Origin of the sequence: Streptomyces sp. NPDC059989 (assembly GCF_042736975.1) — a bacterium.
GTDB lineage: Bacteria > Actinomycetota > Actinomycetes > Streptomycetales > Streptomycetaceae > Streptomyces.
Window position 1 is genome coordinate 14,735 of record NZ_JBHWUO010000063.1, and the last position, 17,894, is coordinate 32,628.

The following is a 17,894-nucleotide window of genomic DNA, read 5'->3' on the forward strand; positions in this document are numbered from 1 at the left end:
CGCGCCTCAAACGCCGGCGGGGCTGATTCCAGCCCGCCCGGCGTTTGAGGGCACGGGCGCGGAGCGCACGTACGGGGTCTGGGGCGGAGCCCCAGGGAACGGAGGAAGGGCGGGTAGGGGAAAGCCCCGCGCAGCGGCAGCCCGACCGTCAGCCGATGTCCGGCGGGTCGATCCGGACCCGGACCGCCTCCGAGGCCGGGACGCCCCGCGCGAGGCGAGCGGCCTGCGCCGACTTCAGCGCGGCCGCCAGCGCGGCACCGCTGCCCGGGGGCACGCGGACCAGCGCCCGCTCCCCCGGAGAGGCCTCACCCCGCCGCCCCGCCACCGGCACCGGCCCCAGGACCTCCGCGTCCGCCGGCAGCCCGGCTCCGGCCAGGAAGGCCTCGATGGCCTCGCCCCGCCCGGCGGCCACGGCCGCCATCCGGGAGACCGGCGGGAAGCCTAGCTGTGCCCGCTCCGCGAGCTCCCGGACCGCATGCCCGACGGGGTCCCACCGCACCAGCGCCTGGACCGGCCGCAGCGTCGGCTCGGCGACGACCACGACCTGGCCGTCCCCCCGTACCAGCGAGGCGGCCGCGATCCACCGCCGCAGCGCGTCCTCGCCCGCCCGCAGGTCGGGCCGGGTCAGCATCGCCCAGCCGTCGAGCAGCAGGGCGGCCGCGTATCCGGCGCCGGCCGCGACCGGTTCGGCCCCGGGGGTGCACACCACCAGCGCGGGCCGGTCCGGTACCTCGTCGAGGATGTGGTCGCGACCGGAGGTCCGTACGGGCACGGCCGGGAAGACCCGCCCCAGCTCCTCGGCGGTCCGCCGCGCTCCGACCACCTGGGCCCGCAGCCGGAAGGACCCGCACTCCTCGCAGTGCCAGGCCGGCTCGGCCCGCCCGCACCACCCGCAGTGCAGGTCCCGCGCGTCGGGGGCCTCCAGCGGCCCGGCACAGACGGTGCAGCGGGCCGGCGTACGGCACCGCTCGCACGCCAGCCGCGGCACGTAGCCGCGCCGCGGCACCTGTACCAGGACGGGCCCGGTCCTCAGCCCCTCGCGTACGGTCTCCCACGCCAGGCTCGGCAGGCGCGCGGCGCGGGCCGCCTCGTCCCGGGCCAGCAGTTCGTCGCCCACGGTCCGGATCCGGGGGGCGCACTCCCGGACCGTCTCGCGGCTCGCGACCAGCGGCCGGGCCCAGCCGGACTCGACCAGCTGGGCGGCCTCGACGGTGCAGCTCGTGCTCCCGGCGAGGAAGGCGCAGCCGTCGGTGACCGCGCGCAGTTCCAGGACCTCGCGGACGTGCGGGAAGGGGGCGCGGTCGTCGCTGTGGCTGGAGTCGCCGTCGTCCCAGATGGCGACCAGCCCGAGGTCGCGTACGGGGGCGAACATCGCGGCCCGGGTGCCGACGACGGCGCGCACCGAGCCCCGGCTCACGGCCAGCCACTGGCGGTAGCGCTTCTCGGGGCCCGATTCGGCGGTGAGCAGCGCGTGCCGCCCCTCGCCGAGCAGGGCGGTGAGCGCGGCGTCGACGCGGGCGGCGGTCCGTCCGTCGGGGACGACGGCGAGGGCTCCGCGTCCGGAGGCGAGGGTGGCGGCCATGGCGCGGGCGAGTTCGTCGGCCCAGCCGGGGCCGGGCAGGGCGGTCCAGACGGCGCGCGGGGTGCCGCCGCCGGCGAGGGAGCGGAGGAAGGCGGGGCCGGCGCCGTAGCGCTCCCAGCCGGCGGGCTCGGGCGCGGCGGGCGGGGGCAGCGGTTCGGGTGAGGGCTTGGCCTCGGCGCGGGCGCTCCGCGCGGGCAGGGCGAGCTGGAGTACGTCGGCCAGGCTGCCGGCGTACCGGTCGGCGACGGCCCGGGTGAGGGCCAGCATGGCAGGGCCGAGGACCACTTCGGGCGAGACGACCTGGGCGAGGGCGGCGAGGGCTCCGTTGTAGTCGGAGTCGGCGCGGCGTTCGACGATGAAGCCGTCGATGAGCCCGCCGCCCTCGCGGCGGCCGCCGTGCACCCGGTGGGAGCCCGCGCCGAAGCGGACCCGGACGCGGACGCCCGGCTGGGCGGACTCGGAGAGCTCGGCGGGAACCGCGTAGTCGAAGAGCCGGTCGAGGTGGAGCACGCCCTTGTTCACGAGCACGCGGGCTACGGGCAGCTCCTCGGCGACGGCGGCCCCGCGCCAGGTGCGGGGCTTCGCCTTGGGCGCCTTGGCCTTCGCCTCGGCGACCATCTCCCGGATCAGCGCGAGCTGCTCCGGCGGGCCGCCGGGACTCTCGTCCCCGCCCCGCTGCTCGGAATCGTTCGTGCTGCTCACACCCGCATTCTTACCAAACCCCACCGACAGCGGACGGGCCCGAGGCGGCGGGCATGCGAACGGCCCCGGACCGAGGGTCCGGGGCCGTTCGTCTCAAGCGGTGGTGCCTACGGTGGTGCTTACAGGCCGGCGGCCGCGCGCAGCGCGTCCACGCGGTCGGTGCGCTCCCAGGTGAAGTCCGGCAGCTCGCGGCCGAAGTGGCCGTAGGCGGCGGTCTGGGCGTAGATCGGGCGCAGCAGGTCCAGGTCGCGGATGATCGCGGCCGGGCGGAGGTCGAAGACCTCGCCGATCGCGTCCTCGATCTTCTGGACCTCGACCTTGGCGGTGCCGAAGGTCTCGACGAACAGGCCGACGGGCTCGGCCTTGCCGATGGCGTACGCGACCTGGACCTCGCAGCGCGAGGCGAGGCCGGCGGCGACGACGTTCTTCGCGACCCAGCGCATGGCGTAGGCGGCGGAGCGGTCGACCTTCGACGGGTCCTTGCCGGAGAAGGCACCGCCACCGTGGCGGGCCATGCCGCCGTACGTGTCGATGATGATCTTGCGGCCGGTCAGACCCGCGTCGCCCATCGGGCCGCCGATCTCGAAGCGGCCGGTCGGGTTCACCAGGAGGCGGTAGCCCTCGGTGTCCAGCTTGATGCCGTCCTCGATGAGCTGGGCCAGCACGTGCTCGACGACGAACTCGCGGATGTCGGGCGCGAGCAGCGAGTCCAGGTCGATGTCGGAGGCGTGCTGCGAGGAGACCACGACCGTGTCGAGGCGGACGGCCTTGTCGCCGTCGTACTCGATGGTGACCTGGGTCTTGCCGTCGGGGCGCAGGTACGGGATGGTCCCGTTCTTGCGGACCTCGGACAGCCGGCGGGAGAGCCGGTGCGCCAGGTGGATCGGGAGGGGCATGAGCTCGGGGGTCTCGTCGCAGGCGTAGCCGAACATCAGGCCCTGGTCGCCGGCGCCCTGCTTGTCGAGCTCGTCCTCGTCACCCTCGACGCGCGTCTCGTACGCGGTGTCGACGCCCTGCGCGATGTCCGGGGACTGCGCGCCGATGGACACCGACACGCCACAGGAGGCGCCGTCGAAGCCCTTCTTGGACGAGTCGTAGCCGATCTCGAGGATCTTCTCGCGGACGAGCTGCGCGATCGGCGCGTACGCCTTCGTCGTCACCTCTCCGGCGATGTGCACGAGACCCGTGGTGATGAGGGTCTCCACCGCGACACGCGAGGTCGGGTCCTCGGTGAGAAGTGCGTCGAGGATCGTGTCGCTGATCTGGTCAGCGATCTTGTCAGGGTGGCCCTCGGTCACAGACTCCGAGGTGAACAGACGACGGGACACAACGCTCCCTGGGGTTGCAGCGGCTGCTGGCTGATCATTTGGCGGAACCACATCGGGGGCTGCGCCCGATCACGTTCCGAATGCAGTTTATCGGTCGCCACCGTTTGCCGGACCACCCGTCTCGCCCTATGAATCGGGTGTGACCTGCGGCACTCCATTCTGGCCTACGAAAGTGACCATGAGAAGGCATACCGGTCAGGCGCGTCGCGCGGCGAGCCGGGGCGCCACCTGGTCCCAAATCACCTCCGCCAGGGCTTCCTTCGGGCCGTAGGGCACCTGGGTCTCCGACCCGTCCGAAGCCAGGATGACGGCCTCGTTCTCCTCGGAACCGAAGGTCTTGGTCTCGCCGACCTCGTTGACGACGAGAAGATCACATCCCTTGCGCCGGAGCTTGGCGCGGCCGTTGGCGAGCACGTCGTCGGTCTCCGCGGCGAATCCGACCACGATCTGCCCCTCCCGGGCCCGCTCGGCCGAGATCTCCGCGAGGACGTCGGGGTTGCGCACGAGGGCGACCGGCGCGGGCTCCTGCCCGTCCTTCTTCTTGATCTTCCCGCCGGCGTACTCGGCGGGCCGGAAGTCGGCCACGGCCGCCGCCATGACCACGGCGTCGGCGTCCGCGGCGGCCTTGAGCACGGCTTCCCGCAGCTGTACGGCCGTCCCCACGCGTACGACGTCCACCCCGGCCGGGTCGGCCAGCGCGGTGTTGGCCGCCACGAGGGTGACCCGGGCCCCGCGCGCGACGGCGGTGCGGGCGAGCGCGTAGCCCTGCTTGCCGGAGGAGCGGTTGCCGAGGAAGCGGACCGGGTCCAGGGGCTCGCGCGTGCCGCCGGCGCTGATCACCACGTGCCGCCCGACGAGGTCGGGCTCGGCCACGCCGCGCGCCAGGACCCCTCGGCACACCTCGAAGATCTCCTCGGGGTCGGGCAGCCGGCCCTTGCCGGTGTCCTTGCCGGTGAGCCGGCCCACGGCGGGTTCGATGACGAGGGCGCCGCGCCGCCGCAGGGTGGCCACGTTCTCCTGGGTGGCGGGGTGCTCCCACATCTCGGTGTGCATGGCGGGGGCGAAGACCACGGGACAGCGCGCGGTGAGCAGGGTGTTCGTGAGCAGGTCGTCGGCGAGCCCGTGGGCGGCCTTGGCCAGCATGTCGGCGGTGGCCGGGGCGACGACGACGAGGTCGGCCGTCTGCCCGATGCGCACGTGGGGGACCTCGTGGACGGTCTCCCAGACCTCGGTGGAGGCCGGGTTCCCGGACAGGGCGGCCCAGGTGGCCTCGCCGACGAAGTGGAGCGACGCGGCCGTCGGCACCACCCGCACCTCGTGCCCGGACTCGGTCAGGCGGCGCAGCAGCTCGCACGCCTTGTAGGCGGCGATCCCGCCGCTGACCCCCAGCACGACCTTCGGCTTAGCCACCACGCACTCCCCTTCGACACATCCGTCGTACCTACCCATGACACACCACAGGCCCGGCAGATGTTCTGCCGGGCCTGTGGTGAAAGGAAATCGCCGTGCCTTACTGAGCCGGGGCCTCGATGGCCTCGGAGGTCAGCAGACCCGCGTTGATCTCGCGCAGCGCGATCGAAAGCGGCTTCTCGTGGACGTGGGTGTCCACCAGCGGGCCGACGTACTCCAGCAGGCCCTCGCCGAGCTGGGAGTAGTACGCGTTGATCTGACGCGCGCGCTTGGCCGCGTAGATCACGAGGCTGTACTTCGAGTCCGTGGCCTCGAGCAGCTCGTCGATCGGCGGGTTGATGATGCCCTCGGGCGCAGTGATGGAAGAGGACACGCTCTACCTTCCGAAGATGGGTGAAAGATCAGGCATTGATCGAATCGAAACGATCGATCAACGATCAGACAACTTCCATCAAGGCTAGCAGCTCACGCGCCACGTCCTCGACGGAGGTGTTGACCAGGGTGGTGTCGAACTCGGACTCGGCAGCGAGTTCGATCTTGGCGGTCCCCAGCCTGCGCTCGATGACCTCGGCCGATTCGGTGCCCCGGCCGGTCAGCCGGCGCACGAGCTCGTCCCAGCTCGGCGGGGCCAGGAAGACCAGCTGGGCGTCGGGCATCGACTCGCGTACGAGCCGTGCGCCCTGGAGGTCGATCTCCAGCAGTACCGGCTCGCCGTTTTCCAGGCGTTCCAGCACCGCGCCGCGTGGTGTGCCGTAGCGGTTGCCCGCGAACTCGGCCCACTCCAGCAGCTCGCCGTTGGCGATCAGCTTGTCGAACTCGTCGTCGTTGACGAAGAAGTAGTGGACTCCGTGTCGCTCACCGGGCCGCGGCTTGCGGGTGGTGGCCGACACCGAGAGCCAGACCTCGGGGTGAACCTTGCGCATATGCGCGACGACCGTGCTCTTGCCGACCCCCGAGGGGCCGGAGAGCACGGTCAGCCGCGGACGAACCTCTGCTGCCATAGAGCGATTATCCAGGTTCCCGGGACTGCCTGAGAACGCCGGAAGAACTTCAGGCGACGCGTCAGCCGGCAGGAGTGCCGAACTCACGCTCCAGAGAAGCGATCTGGTTGGAGCCGAGACCTCGGACACGCCGGGATTCGGAGATGCCGAGGCGCTCCATGATCTGCTTGGCGCGCACCTTGCCCACGCCAGGCAGGGACTCCAGCAGGGCGGAGACCTTCATCTTGCCGATGACGTCGTTCTCCTGGCCCGTCTTGATGACCTCTTGGAGCGAGGCGCCGGAGTGCTTGAGTCGATTCTTCACCTCGGCCCGCTCCCGGCGAGCCGCGGCGGCCTTTTCGAGCGCGGCTGCGCGCTGTTCAGGGGTAAGGGGCGGAAGAGCCACGCCTACGTCACCTCGGATGTCGAACTGTCGGATACGGACCGGTGGGGAACCCAAAGGCACCACACCAGGCGAGATCCCGAACAGCGCTGGAATTCGTTCGCTGCACGTTCACTCTGGTCGGAGACTAGCGGCCATGGCCGCTCCAGTCAGCGAGAACGGACGAAAAGTCCTGGTCAGCCTCCACTGAACCGTACATCACGGACAAAGTACCCCTGTTTTGTCCGGTGAAAGACGTTCGAATTTCGTCAGGTCGTGCGACACGCGTGTCCGACGGCGTCCTTGAACGCACCGAATCCGTGTGCGGCGAGGGCCGCGCGCCGTTCTCCGCCGATTCGCGGAGAACGGCGCACGCCACGATGGAATCCGTGACGCGGATCACATCCGGCCGGCCTCGCTACGCGGAAACCGCCTCGCGGATCTCGTCGGCGAAGGCGGCCGCACTGGCGCGCAGGGCCGAGACGTCCGGACCGTGCTTCAGCACGCCCCGCGACACGTTCGGGACCACGTTGTGCACGGCCTTGCCGAAGACCGCCGGGAGGTCGGCCGCCGTCGCGCCCTGGGCGCCGATCCCGGGGGCGAGCAGCGGGCCGTTGATGTCCAGGTCGAAGGAGGACAGGTCGCCGAGCGTGGCGCCGACCACCGCTCCGAAGGAGCCCATGGGGCTGGCGCCCTCGTTCTCCGCAGCCAGGTGGGCCAGCATCGTCGCGCCGATCGTCCGGCCGTCCGAACGGACCGCCCGCTGGACCTCCGCGCCCTCCGGGTTCGAGGTGAGGGCCAGGACGAACAGGCCCGCGCCCGACTCCCGCGCCAGGTCGACCGCCGGCTTCAGGGAGCCGTAGCCCAGGTACGGGGAGACCGTCAGCGCGTCGGAGAAGAGCGGGGAGGACGGCGAGAGGAAGGTCTCGGCGTACGCGGCCATCGTCGAGCCGATGTCGCCCCGCTTGGCGTCCATCACGACGAGCGTGCCCGCCGACCGCGCGTCCGCCACCGTCCGCTCCAGCACCGCGATGCCCCGCGAGCCGAACCGCTCGAAGAAGGCAGCCTGCGGCTTGAAGACCGCCACCGACTCGGCCAGCGCCTCCACGACCGTACGGGAGAAGCTCTCCAGGCCCGCGATGTCGTCGTTCAGGCCCCACTGCGCCAGCAGCGCGGCGTGCGGGTCGATGCCCACGCACAGCGGGCCGCGGGAGTCCATCGCCTCGCGGAGGCGGGTGCCAAACGGGGTCAGGGTCACTGCGCGGCCTTTCGGGTCTCGGCGCCCACCGCTTCGGCGAGCGTCGCGTACGGGCTGGTGGCCAGGCGCGCGGCCAGGCCCTTGTGGATGGCGCGGGCGTAGAAGGGGCCCTCGTAGATGAAGGCGCTGTAGCCCTGGACCAGCGTGGCGCCCGCCAGGATCCGCTGCCAGGCGTCCTCGGCGTTCTCCACGCCCCCGACGCCGACGAGGACCAGCCGGTCCCCCACGCGGGCGTACAGGCGGCGCAGGACCTCCAGGGAGCGCTCCTTGACCGGGGCGCCGGACAGTCCGCCCGTCTCCTTCACGAGGGACGGGTCGGAGCGCAGGCCCAGGCCCTCCCGCGCGATGGTGGTGTTCGTCGCGATGATGCCGTCCAGGCCGAGCTCCAGCGCCAGGTCCGCCACCGCGTCGACGTCCTCGTCGGCCAGGTCCGGGGCGATCTTGACCAGGAGGGGGACGCGGCGGTCCGTCACGGTGCGGTCCGCGGCCTTGCGGACCGCCGTCAGCAGCGGGCGCAGCGACTCGGTCGCCTGGAGGTTGCGCAGCCCCGGGGTGTTCGGGGAGGAGACGTTCACGACGAGGTAGTCGGCGTGGCGGGCCAGGCGCTCGGTGGAGGCGACGTAGTCCGCCACCGCCTCCTCCTCCGGCACGACCTTGGTCTTGCCGATGTTGACGCCCACGACCGTCTTGAAGACCGCCTCGCGGGCCGCCAGGCGCTCCGCGACGGCCGCCGAGCCCTCGTTGTTGAAGCCCATCCGGTTGATCAGCGCGCGGTCCGGGACGAGGCGGAAGAGGCGCTTCTTGGGGTTGCCCGGCTGCGCCTCGGCCGTGACCGTGCCGATCTCGATGTGGTCGAAGCCGAGCATCGACATCCCGTCGATGGCGACGGCGTTCTTGTCGAAGCCGGCCGCCAGCCCGAAGGGGCCGTGCATGCGCAGGCCGAGCGCCTCGGTGCGCAGCTCCTTGTAGCGGGGGGCGAGCCAGGCGGCGATGAAGGTGCGCAGTACGGGGGTGCGGGCCGCGAGGCGGATCCAGCGGAAGGCCGTGTAGTGGGCCTGCTCCGGGTCCATGCGCTTGAAGACCAGGTTGAAGAAGAGTTTGTACATCGGGGGGAGGCTCCTCCGTGCGGTCATGAGAAGGGGGACACCCGTCGCGTCAGCGAAACCGGTGTCCCCCTACCTCGTTCGGGCTGCTAGTCGCGGGCCGCGGTCAGGTGTTCAGCGTGCTCCTGGAGGGAGCGCACGCCCACGTCGCCGTGGTTGAGCGCGTCGATGCCCTGGACGGCCGCGGCGAGTGCCTGGACCGTGGTCAGGCAGGGGACACTGCGGGCCACGGCCGCCGTGCGGATCTCGTAGCCGTCGAGGCGGCCGCCGGTGCCGTACGGGGTGTTGACGATCAGGTCGACCTGGCCGTCGTGGATGAGCTGGACGATGGTCTTCTCGCCGTTCGGGCCCTCGCCCTCGCTGAGCTTGCGCACCACGGTGGCGTTGATGCCGTTGCGGCGCAGCACCTCGGCGGTGCCGGAGGTGGCCATCAGCTCGAAGCCGTGGGCGACGAGCTCGCGGGCCGGGAAGATCATCGAGCGCTTGTCGCGGTTGGCGACGGAGATGAAGGCGCGGCCCTTGGTGGGCAGCGGGCCGTAGGCGCCGGCCTGCGACTTGGCGTACGCCGTGCCGAAGACGGAGTCGATGCCCATGACCTCGCCGGTGGAGCGCATCTCCGGGCCGAGGACGGTGTCCACGCCGCGGCCGTGGATGTCGCGGAAGCGCGACCACGGCATGACGGCCTCCTTGACGGAGATCGGCGCGTCGAGCGGCAGGGTGCCGCCGTCGCCGGTCTTCGGCAGCAGGCCTTCGGCGCGCAGCTCGGCGATGGTGGTGCCGAGCGAGATGCGGGCGGCGGCCTTCGCGAGGGGGACGGCGGTCGCCTTCGAGGTGAAGGGGACGGTCCGGGAGGCGCGCGGGTTGGCCTCCAGGACGTAGAGGATGTCGCCGGCCATCGCGAACTGGATGTTGATCAGGCCGCGGACGCCGACGCCCTTGGCGATGGCCTCGGTGGAGGCGCGCAGGCGCTTGATGTCGTAGCCGCCGAGGGTGATCGGGGGCAGGGCGCAGGCGGAGTCGCCGGAGTGGATGCCGGCTTCCTCGATGTGCTCCATGACGCCGCCGAGGTAGAGCTCGGTGCCGTCGTAGAGGGCGTCGACGTCGATCTCGATGGCGTCGTCGAGGAAGCGGTCGACCAGGACCGGCCGGGTGGGGCTGATCTCGGTGGACTCGGCGATGTACGACTCCAGGCGGGCCTCGTCGTAGACGATCTCCATGCCGCGGCCGCCGAGCACGTAGGACGGGCGGACGAGGACCGGGTAGCCGATCTCGTCGGCGATGGCCTTCGCACCCGTGAAGGTGGTGGCGGTGCCGTGCTTGGGGGCGGGCAGGCCGGCGTCGGCGAGGACCTGGCCGAAGGCGCCGCGGTCCTCGGCGGCGTGGATGGCCTCCGGGGAGGTGCCGACGACGGGGACGCCGTTGTCCTTGAGGGCCTGGGCCAGGCCCAGGGGGGTCTGGCCGCCGAGCTGGACGATGACACCGGCGATCGGGCCCGCGAGGGACTCGGCGTGGACGATCTCCAGCACGTCTTCGAGCGTCAGCGGCTCGAAGTACAGGCGGTCGGAGGTGTCGTAGTCGGTGGAGACGGTCTCCGGGTTGCAGTTGACCATCACGGTCTCGTAGCCGGCGTCGCTGAGCGCGAAGGAGGCGTGGACGCAGGAGTAGTCGAACTCGATGCCCTGGCCGATGCGGTTCGGGCCGGAGCCCAGGATGATGACCGCGGGCTTCTCGCGCGGGGCGACCTCGCTCTCCTCGTCGTACGAGGAGTAGAAGTACGGGGTCTTCGCGGCGAACTCGGCGGCGCAGGTGTCGACCGTCTTGTAGACCGGGCGGACGCCCAGCGCGTGGCGGACCTCGCGGACGACGTCCTCGCGCAGGCCGCGGATCTCCGCGATCTGGGCGTCGGAGAAGCCGTGGCGCTTGGCCTCCGCGAGCAGCTCGGGGTGGAGCTTGTCGGCGGCGGCCAGGTCGTCCGCGATCTCCTTGATGAGGAAGAGCTGGTCGACGAACCAGGGGTCGATCTTCGTGGACTCGAAGACCTCTTCCTGGGTGGCGCCGGCGCGGATGGCCTGCATGACGGTGTTGATGCGGCCGTCGGTCGGGCGGACCGCGGTGGCCAGCAGCTCGGCCTTGTCGCCGGGCTCGCCGACGAAGGTGAACTGCGAGCCCTTCTTCTCCAGGGAGCGCAGGGCCTTCTGGAGGGCCTCGGTGAAGTTGCGGCCGATGGCCATGGCCTCGCCCACCGACTTCATGGTGGTGGTGAGGGTGGCGTCGGCGAGCGGGAACTTCTCGAAGGCGAAGCGCGGGGCCTTGACGACGACGTAGTCGAGGGACGGCTCGAAGGAGGCCGGCGTCTTCTCGGTGATGTCGTTGGGGACCTCGTCGAGCGTGTAGCCGATGGCCAGCTTGGCGGCGATCTTGGCAATCGGGAAGCCGGTGGCTTTCGACGCGAGCGCCGAGGAGCGCGAGACGCGCGGGTTCATCTCGATGACGATGACGCGGCCGTCGACCGGGTCGATCGCGAACTGGATGTTGCAGCCGCCGGTGTCGACGCCGACCTCGCGGATGATCGCGATGCCGATGTCGCGCAGCCGCTGGTACTCGCGGTCGGTCAGCGTCATCGCCGGGGCGACGGTGATGGAGTCGCCGGTGTGGACGCCCATCGGGTCGAAGTTCTCGATGGAGCAGACGACGACCACGTTGTCCTTGGTGTCGCGCATCAGCTCCAGCTCGTACTCCTTCCAGCCGAGGATGGACTCCTCCAGGAGCACCTCGGTGGTCGGGGAGAGCATGAGGCCCTGGCCGGCGATGCGGCGCAGCTCTTCCTCGTCGTGGGCGAAGCCGGAGCCGGCGCCGCCCATGGTGAAGGAGGGGCGCACGACGACGGGGTAGCCGCCGAGGGTGTCGACGCCCGCGATCACGTCGTCCATCGAGTGGCAGATGACCGAGCGGGCGGACTCGCCGTAGCCGATCTTGGCCTTGACGGCCTCGACGACGCCCTTGAAGAGGTCGCGGTCCTCGCCCTTGTTGATGGCCTCGACGTTGGCGCCGATGAGCTCGACGCCGTACTTCTCCAGCACACCCTGCTCGTGCATGGAGATCGCGGTGTTCAGCGCGGTCTGGCCGCCGAGGGTGGGGAGCAGCGCGTCGGGGCGCTCCTTCGCAATGATCTTCTCGACGAACTCGGGGGTGATCGGCTCGACGTACGTGGCGTCGGCGATCTCCGGGTCGGTCATGATCGTCGCGGGGTTGGAGTTGACCAGGATGACCCGCAGGCCCTCGGCCTTGAGGATGCGGCAGGCCTGGGTGCCGGAGTAGTCGAACTCGGCGGCCTGGCCGATGACGATCGGGCCGGAGCCGATGACCAGGACGGACTGGATATCGGTGCGCTTAGGCACGCTCGGCCTCCATCAGGGCGGTTTCCATCAAAGACGTGAAACGGTCGAAGAGGTACGCGGCGTCGTGCGGGCCCGCGGCGGCTTCGGGGTGGTACTGGACGGAGAAGGCCGGCTGGTCGAGCAGCTGGAGGCCTTCCACGACGTTGTCGTTCAGGCAGACGTGCGAGACCTCGGCGCGGCCGTAGGGGGTCTCGGAGACCTTGTCGAGGGGCGCGTCCACGGCGAAGCCGTGGTTGTGCGCGGTGATCTCGACCTTGCCGGTGGTGCGGTCCTGCACCGGCTGGTTGATGCCGCGGTGGCCGTACTTCAGCTTGTAGGTGCCGAAGCCGAGCGCGCGGCCCAGGATCTGGTTGCCGAAGCAGATGCCGAAGAGCGGGGTCTTGCGGGCGAGCACGCCCTGCATGACCGAGACCGCGTGGTCGGCGGTGGCCGGGTCGCCCGGGCCGTTGGAGAAGAACACGCCGTCCGGGGAGACCGCGTAGATGTCCTCGGCGGTCGCGGTGGCGGGCAGCACGTGCACCTCGATGCCGCGCTCGGCCATGCGGTGCGGGGTCATGCCCTTGATGCCGAGGTCGACGGCGGCCACGGTGAAGCGCTTCTCGCCGATGGCGGGGACGACGTACGTCTCCTTGGTGGCGACCTCGGCGGAGAGGTTGGCGCCCTTCATCTCGGCGGACTGGCGCACCTTGGCGAGCAGCATGCCGTCGTCGGAGATGGCGTTGCCGGAGAAGATGCCGACGCGCATGGCGCCGCGCTCGCGCAGGTGGCGGGTCAGGGCGCGGGTGTCGATGCCGGAGATCCCGACGACGCCCTGCTTGACCAGCTCCTCGTCCAGCGAGCGCTGCGAGCGCCAGTTGGAGGGGATGCGGGCGGGGTCGCGTACGACGTAGCCGGACACCCAGATGCGGGAGGACTCGGGGTCCTCGTCGTTGACGCCGGTGTTGCCCACGTGCGGGGCGGTCATCACGACGACCTGACGGTGGTACGACGGGTCGGTGAGGGTCTCCTGGTAGCCGGTCATGCCGGTGGAGAACACGGCCTCGCCGAAGGTCTCCCCGTGGGCGCCGTAGGCGCGGCCGCGGAAAATCCGACCGTCCTCCAGGACGAGTACGGCGGGAGTTTTGTCTGCTCCCCTGGTGGAGGTCGTCATCGTTCGGCGCCTTCCGTCGTGATGGATGAGTTCATGAGATTGACGGCTTCGACCCAGGCGGCGTGTTCGGCCGCGCGGTCGGAGCGGAATCCGGAGTCGATCAGCTTGTCGCCGTGCGCCCATGTGACGACGAGCAGACCGCCTTCGGTCAGTACCTTGCCCGCGATTCCCTTGTCCAGGCGGGCGCCGCGCAGCTGCGCGGCCGGTACGAAGAAGTCGGTGGCACCCGGTCGGACCACGTCGAGGCCCGCGTCGGTGAGCGTGAGCTCGACCCGGCTGCGGACGCCCAGACCGTGGGCGACGATCCGGTCGAGCCACTGCCCGGCGGTGGTGGACCCGTGGTACCGGCCGGTCAGGGCCAGCCGGTGCTCGGGGAGACCGTCGGGGGCGGCGGGCAGCTCGGGCAGGTCGTTCTGCAGAGCGCCGCGCCATTTCCAGCCCTGCCGCATCAGCCAGTACACGAAGGCGATGAAGACGGCCAGGCCGATCACCCACGCGATGCGGGCTCCGAAGCTGGTCACCTCCGCCGACTGTCGTTCGGCGGCCTCGGCGGCCAGTTGGATTACTGCAGGTGTCACGCCAGCGTCCCGTCCACGACCGTTGCCCGGCCCCGCAGGAAGGTGTGAGTGACGCGCCCCGGCAGCTCACGGCCCTCGTAAGGCGTGTTGCGGCTGCGGGAGGCGAAGTGTGCGGGGTCCACGACACCACGGTACGAGGTATCGACCAAGGTCAGGTTCGCGGGTTCACCTGCCGAGACGGGACGGCCGTGGTTGTCCAGGCCGCCGATGCGCGCCGGAGCGAAGGACATCCGCTCGGCGACGCCCGCCCAGTCGAGCAGCCCGGTCTCGATCATCGTCTGCTGGACGACGGAGAGCGCGGTCTCCAGGCCGACCATGCCCATGGCGGCCGCGGCCCACTCGCAGTCCTTGTCCTCGTGCGGGTGCGGGGCGTGGTCGGTGGCGACGATGTCGATGGTGCCGTCGGCGAGCGCCTCGCGCAGGGCCAGCACGTCCTTCTCGGTGCGCAGCGGCGGGTTGACCTTGTAGACCGCGTTGTACGAGCGGACGAGCTCGTCGGTGAGGAGGAGGTGGTGCGGGGTGACCTCGGCGGTCACGTCGATGCCGCGGGACTTGGCCCAGCGGACGATCTCGACGGAGCCGGCGGTGGAGAGGTGGCAGATGTGGACGCGGGAGCCGACGTGCTCGGCGAGGAGCACGTCGCGGGCGATGATCGACTCCTCGGCGACGGCCGGCCAGCCGCCCAGGCCCAGCTCGGCGGAGACGACGCCCTCGTTCATCTGGGCGCCCTCGGTGAGGCGGGGCTCTTGGGCGTGCTGGGCGACGACGCCGCCGAAGGCCTTCACGTACTCCAGGGCGCGGCGCATGATCACGGCGTCGTCGACGCACTTGCCGTCGTCGGAGAAGACGGTGACGCGGGCGGCGGAGTCGTGCATGGCGCCCAGCTCGGAGAGCTGCTTGCCCTCCAGGCCGACGGTGACGGCGCCGATGGGCTGCACGTCGCAGTAGCCGGACTCCTTGCCCAGGCGCCAGACCTGCTCGACGACGCCGGCGGTGTCGGCGACGGGGAAGGTGTTCGCCATGGCGAAGACGGCGGTGTAGCCGCCGCTCGCGGCGGCGCGGGTGCCGGTCAGGACGGTCTCGGAGTCCTCGCGGCCGGGCTCGCGCAGGTGGGTGTGCAGGTCGACGAGGCCGGGGAGAAGGACCTGGCCCTCGGCCTCGATGACGGTCGCGCCGTCGGCGGACAGGTTCCGGCCGACCTCGGCGATGGTCTCGCCGTCGATCAGGACGTCCTGCGCCTCGCCGCCGAGTACCTTCGCGCCACGGATAAGGATCTTGCTCATGGTTACTTGGTCTCCTCGGTACGGGCGGCGGCGTGGGTGGGGGTGACGGCGGGCTCGGAGCCTCCGAGCAGCAGGTACAGGACGGCCATCCGGGTGGAGACGCCGTTGGCGACCTGCTCGACGGCCGTGCAGCGGTCGGAGTCGGCGACCTCGGCGGTGATCTCCATGCCGCGGTTCATCGGGCCGGGGTGCATCACGATGGCGTGCTCGGGCATCTTCGCCATGCGGTCGCCGTCGAGCCCGTACCGGCGGGAGTACTCGCGCTCGGTCGGGAAGAAGGCGGCGTTCATGCGTTCGCGCTGCACACGCAGCATCATCACCGCATCGGACTTCGGCAGCACCTCGTCGAGGTTGTACGAGACCTCGCAGGGCCAGCTCTCGACGCCGATCGGGACCAGGGTCGGCGGGGCCACCACGGTGACCTCGGCGCCGAGGGTGTGCAGCAGCTGGACGTTGGAGCGGGCGACGCGGCTGTGCAGGACGTCGCCGACGATGGTGATGCGGCGGCCGTTCAGGTCCTTGCCGAGGCCGGCGTCGCGGCCGACGAGGCGGCGGCGCATGGTGAAGGCGTCGAGCAGGGCCTGGGTGGGGTGCTCGTGGGTGCCGTCGCCGGCGTTGACCACGGCGGAGTCGATCCAGCCGGAGGTCGCGAGCCGGTAGGGGGCGCCGGAGGCGTGGTGGCGGATGACGACCGCGTCGGCGCCCATCGCCTCCAGGGTCAGCGCCGTGTCCTTCAGGGATTCGCCCTTGGAAACCGAGGAGCCCTTGGCGGAGAAGTTGATGACGTCGGCGGAGAGCCGCTTGGCGGCCGCCTCGAAGGAGATCCGGGTGCGGGTCGAGTCCTCGAAGAAGAGGTTGACGACGGTGAGGCCGCGCAGGGTGGGCAGCTTCTTGATCGGCCGGTCCGCGACGCGGGCCATCTCCTCGGCGGTGTCGAGGATCAGGACGGCATCGTCGCGCGTGAGATCTGCGGCCGAGATGAGGTGGCGCTTCATCTGGATGGCTCCGTAGGTCAGGAGGGCAGGCAGGCTGGCTGGCTGGCTGGGTTTCGAACACGGCAGCCGGACGGGGCGGCCGGGCGGGGCGACCCGATCGGGCAGGGCAGGCTTCGGCGCGGACCCGCGCGGGGCCCGGTGCTTCGTACGGGCTACTGCCCGGCTGCCTGGGCGGTCCGCTGGCCGAGCAGCACGGCGTCACGGCCGTCCTCCTCCTGGAGCTGGACCTTGACGGTCTCCCGCAGCGACGTGGGGAGGTTCTTGCCGACGTAGTCGGCGCGGATCGGCAGTTCGCGGTGGCCGCGGTCGACGAGGACGGCGAGCTGCACGGCGCGGGGGCGGCCGAGGTCGCCGAGGGCGTCGAGGGCGGCGCGGATGGTGCGGCCGGAGAAGAGCACGTCGTCGACGAGGACGACGAGGCGGCCGTCGATGTCGTCGCCGGGGATCTCGGTGCGGCCGATCGCGCGGGCGGGCTTCATGCGCAGGTCGTCGCGGTACATCGTGATGTCGAGGGAGCCGACCGGGATCTTCGTGCCGGTGATCTCTTCGAGCTTGGCGGCCAGCCGGCGGGCGAGGTACACACCGCGGGTGGGAATGCCGAGGAGCACCACGTCGTCGGCGCCCTTGGCGCGTTCGACGATCTCGTGGGCGATCCGGGTCAGGACCCGGGCGATGTCCTGCGCTTCGAGAACGGAGCGCGCGTCATCGGTGTTCTGCTGGGTGTCCATGAAAAGGACCTCCTTCTCCGCCTCACGGGACGGACCTTAAAGGACGTCTGATGTACGTCTCACACGGTACCAGGGGATGGCGGCGACCCCGCACCGGGCTGGGGCGCGGGGGCCCTCAAGGGGCTCCTGGGGCCGTTCCCGAGGGGGCGATGGTGACCATTCGGCTTGACGCATCCAAGTAACGCTGCGTAACCTCACAGTGAGTTACCAGCCGCGCGGCGGAGCCGCATGTCAGCCATGTAGTCACAGCGTCACAGCGTCCGGGAGCGTTATGTCCAGCGAATACGCCAAACAGCTCGGGGCCAAGCTCCGCGCCATCCGCACCCAGCAGGGCCTCTCCCTCCACGGTGTCGAGGAGAAGTCCCAGGGCCGTTGGAAGGCCGTGGTGGTCGGTTCCTACGAGCGCGGAGACCGCGCCGTGACCGTCCAGCGTCTTGCCGAGCTGGCGGACTTCTACGGGGTTCCGGTGCAGGAACTGCTGCCGGGTACGACGCCCGGCGGGGCGGCCGAGCCGCCGCCGAAGCTGCGTCTGGACCTGGAGCGCCTGGCGGGCGTGCCCGCCGAGAAGGCCGGCCCGCTCCAGCGCTACGCGGCGACGATCCAGAGCCAGCGCGGCGACTACAACGGCAAGGTGCTGTCGATCCGCCAGGACGACCTGCGCACCCTGGCCGTCATCTACGACCAGTCCCCCTCGGTCCTGACCGAACAGCTGATCAGCTGGGGCGTGCTGGACGCGGATGCGCGCCGCGCCGTGGCCCACGAGGACATCTAGTCCCCGGTCCCAGGACCAGCAGAAACGTTACCGGCGGGTGCCGGGAGCCCGAGAGGGTTCCCGGCACCCGCCGTTTTCGCGTCCGGACGCCGCGGGGCCGGAATCGGACACAAACGGAGGGGCCCGCCCCGCGGGCGCGGCGGGCCCCACCGGTTCGCCGCAACCCCGGAGGCGTCGCGCTACACGCGGCGCCGGCGCGGCTTCAGGTCCTTGTAGCGGGCCCGCAGCCCGTTAACGAACGAGGG

Annotated in this window: 15 protein-coding genes; 1 reads left to right on the forward strand and 14 read right to left on the reverse strand. The window is 71.1% G+C overall.

The annotated features are described in order from the left end of the window. Nucleotides 1-148: 148 nt before the first annotated feature. The 14 genes from ACFWBN_RS34810 to pyrR form a co-directional block, all read right to left on the reverse strand. Nucleotides 149-2,284, reverse strand: a complete 2,136-nt coding sequence (locus ACFWBN_RS34810) for a primosomal protein N' (RefSeq protein WP_385184109.1) — start codon at nt 2,282-2,284, stop codon at nt 149-151. A gap of 119 nt (nt 2,285-2,403) precedes the next feature. Then, a complete protein-coding gene (gene metK / locus ACFWBN_RS34815) occupies nt 2,404-3,612 on the reverse strand; it encodes a methionine adenosyltransferase (RefSeq protein ID WP_382691234.1) in 1,209 nt (402 codons plus the stop codon). A gap of 195 nt (nt 3,613-3,807) precedes the next feature. Beyond that, the gene (coaBC, locus tag ACFWBN_RS34820; RefSeq protein WP_385184112.1) at nt 3,808-5,022 is read right to left on the reverse strand and encodes a bifunctional phosphopantothenoylcysteine decarboxylase/phosphopantothenate--cysteine ligase CoaBC; all 1,215 of its coding nucleotides are present in this window, start codon (nt 5,020-5,022) and stop codon (nt 3,808-3,810) included. 100 nt (nt 5,023-5,122) lie between these two features. Beyond that, complete coding sequence (gene rpoZ, locus ACFWBN_RS34825; protein WP_004948662.1) at nt 5,123-5,395, reverse strand: DNA-directed RNA polymerase subunit omega; 273 nt, start codon at nt 5,393-5,395, stop codon at nt 5,123-5,125. A 64-nt stretch (nt 5,396-5,459) separates the two neighbouring features. Beyond that, on the reverse strand, nt 5,460-6,023 hold the full coding sequence (gmk, locus tag ACFWBN_RS34830) for a guanylate kinase (RefSeq protein ID WP_385184115.1): 564 nt from the start codon (nt 6,021-6,023) through the stop codon (nt 5,460-5,462). A 61-nt stretch (nt 6,024-6,084) separates the two neighbouring features. Beyond that, nucleotides 6,085-6,408 (reverse strand): integration host factor, encoded by a 324-nt coding sequence (locus ACFWBN_RS34835; RefSeq protein ID WP_008740406.1) that lies wholly within the window; start codon nt 6,406-6,408, stop codon nt 6,085-6,087. A gap of 394 nt (nt 6,409-6,802) precedes the next feature. Beyond that, the gene (pyrF, locus tag ACFWBN_RS34840) at nt 6,803-7,642 is read right to left on the reverse strand and encodes an orotidine-5'-phosphate decarboxylase (RefSeq protein WP_385184120.1); all 840 of its coding nucleotides are present in this window, start codon (nt 7,640-7,642) and stop codon (nt 6,803-6,805) included. Then, the gene (locus ACFWBN_RS34845) at nt 7,639-8,748 is read right to left on the reverse strand and encodes a quinone-dependent dihydroorotate dehydrogenase (protein ID WP_385184123.1); all 1,110 of its coding nucleotides are present in this window, start codon (nt 8,746-8,748) and stop codon (nt 7,639-7,641) included. The genes pyrF and ACFWBN_RS34845 overlap by 4 nt, the downstream gene beginning before the upstream one ends. Nucleotides 8,749-8,834: 86 nt before the next feature. Next, nucleotides 8,835-12,143 carry a carbamoyl-phosphate synthase large subunit gene (carB, locus tag ACFWBN_RS34850; RefSeq protein ID WP_385184125.1) on the reverse strand — a complete coding sequence of 1,103 codons (3,309 nt, stop codon included), beginning with the start codon at nt 12,141-12,143 and terminating at the stop codon, nt 8,835-8,837. Then, the gene (carA, locus tag ACFWBN_RS34855; RefSeq protein ID WP_385184129.1) at nt 12,136-13,293 is read right to left on the reverse strand and encodes a glutamine-hydrolyzing carbamoyl-phosphate synthase small subunit; all 1,158 of its coding nucleotides are present in this window, start codon (nt 13,291-13,293) and stop codon (nt 12,136-12,138) included. Before carA ends, carB begins: the two co-directional genes overlap by 8 nt. Then, nucleotides 13,290-13,871: a hypothetical protein gene (locus tag ACFWBN_RS34860; RefSeq protein WP_385184132.1), complete on the reverse strand. Its 582-nt coding sequence runs from the start codon at nt 13,869-13,871 to the stop codon at nt 13,290-13,292. Before ACFWBN_RS34860 ends, carA begins: the two co-directional genes overlap by 4 nt. Then, nucleotides 13,868-15,154 carry a dihydroorotase gene (locus ACFWBN_RS34865; protein ID WP_385184135.1) on the reverse strand — a complete coding sequence of 429 codons (1,287 nt, stop codon included), beginning with the start codon at nt 15,152-15,154 and terminating at the stop codon, nt 13,868-13,870. The genes ACFWBN_RS34860 and ACFWBN_RS34865 overlap by 4 nt, the downstream gene beginning before the upstream one ends. Nucleotides 15,155-15,156: 2 nt before the next feature. Continuing rightward, a complete protein-coding gene (locus tag ACFWBN_RS34870) occupies nt 15,157-16,149 on the reverse strand; it encodes an aspartate carbamoyltransferase catalytic subunit (RefSeq protein ID WP_385184138.1) in 993 nt (330 codons plus the stop codon). A gap of 152 nt (nt 16,150-16,301) precedes the next feature. Continuing rightward, nucleotides 16,302-16,877 carry a bifunctional pyr operon transcriptional regulator/uracil phosphoribosyltransferase PyrR gene (pyrR, locus tag ACFWBN_RS34875; RefSeq protein WP_385184140.1) on the reverse strand — a complete coding sequence of 192 codons (576 nt, stop codon included), beginning with the start codon at nt 16,875-16,877 and terminating at the stop codon, nt 16,302-16,304. A gap of 271 nt (nt 16,878-17,148) precedes the next feature. Here pyrR and bldD point away from each other — a divergent pair, with 271 nt between their 5' ends. Beyond that, complete coding sequence (gene bldD, locus ACFWBN_RS34880) at nt 17,149-17,649, forward strand: transcriptional regulator BldD (protein WP_007263032.1); 501 nt, start codon at nt 17,149-17,151, stop codon at nt 17,647-17,649. Nucleotides 17,650-17,894 lie beyond the last annotated feature (245 nt).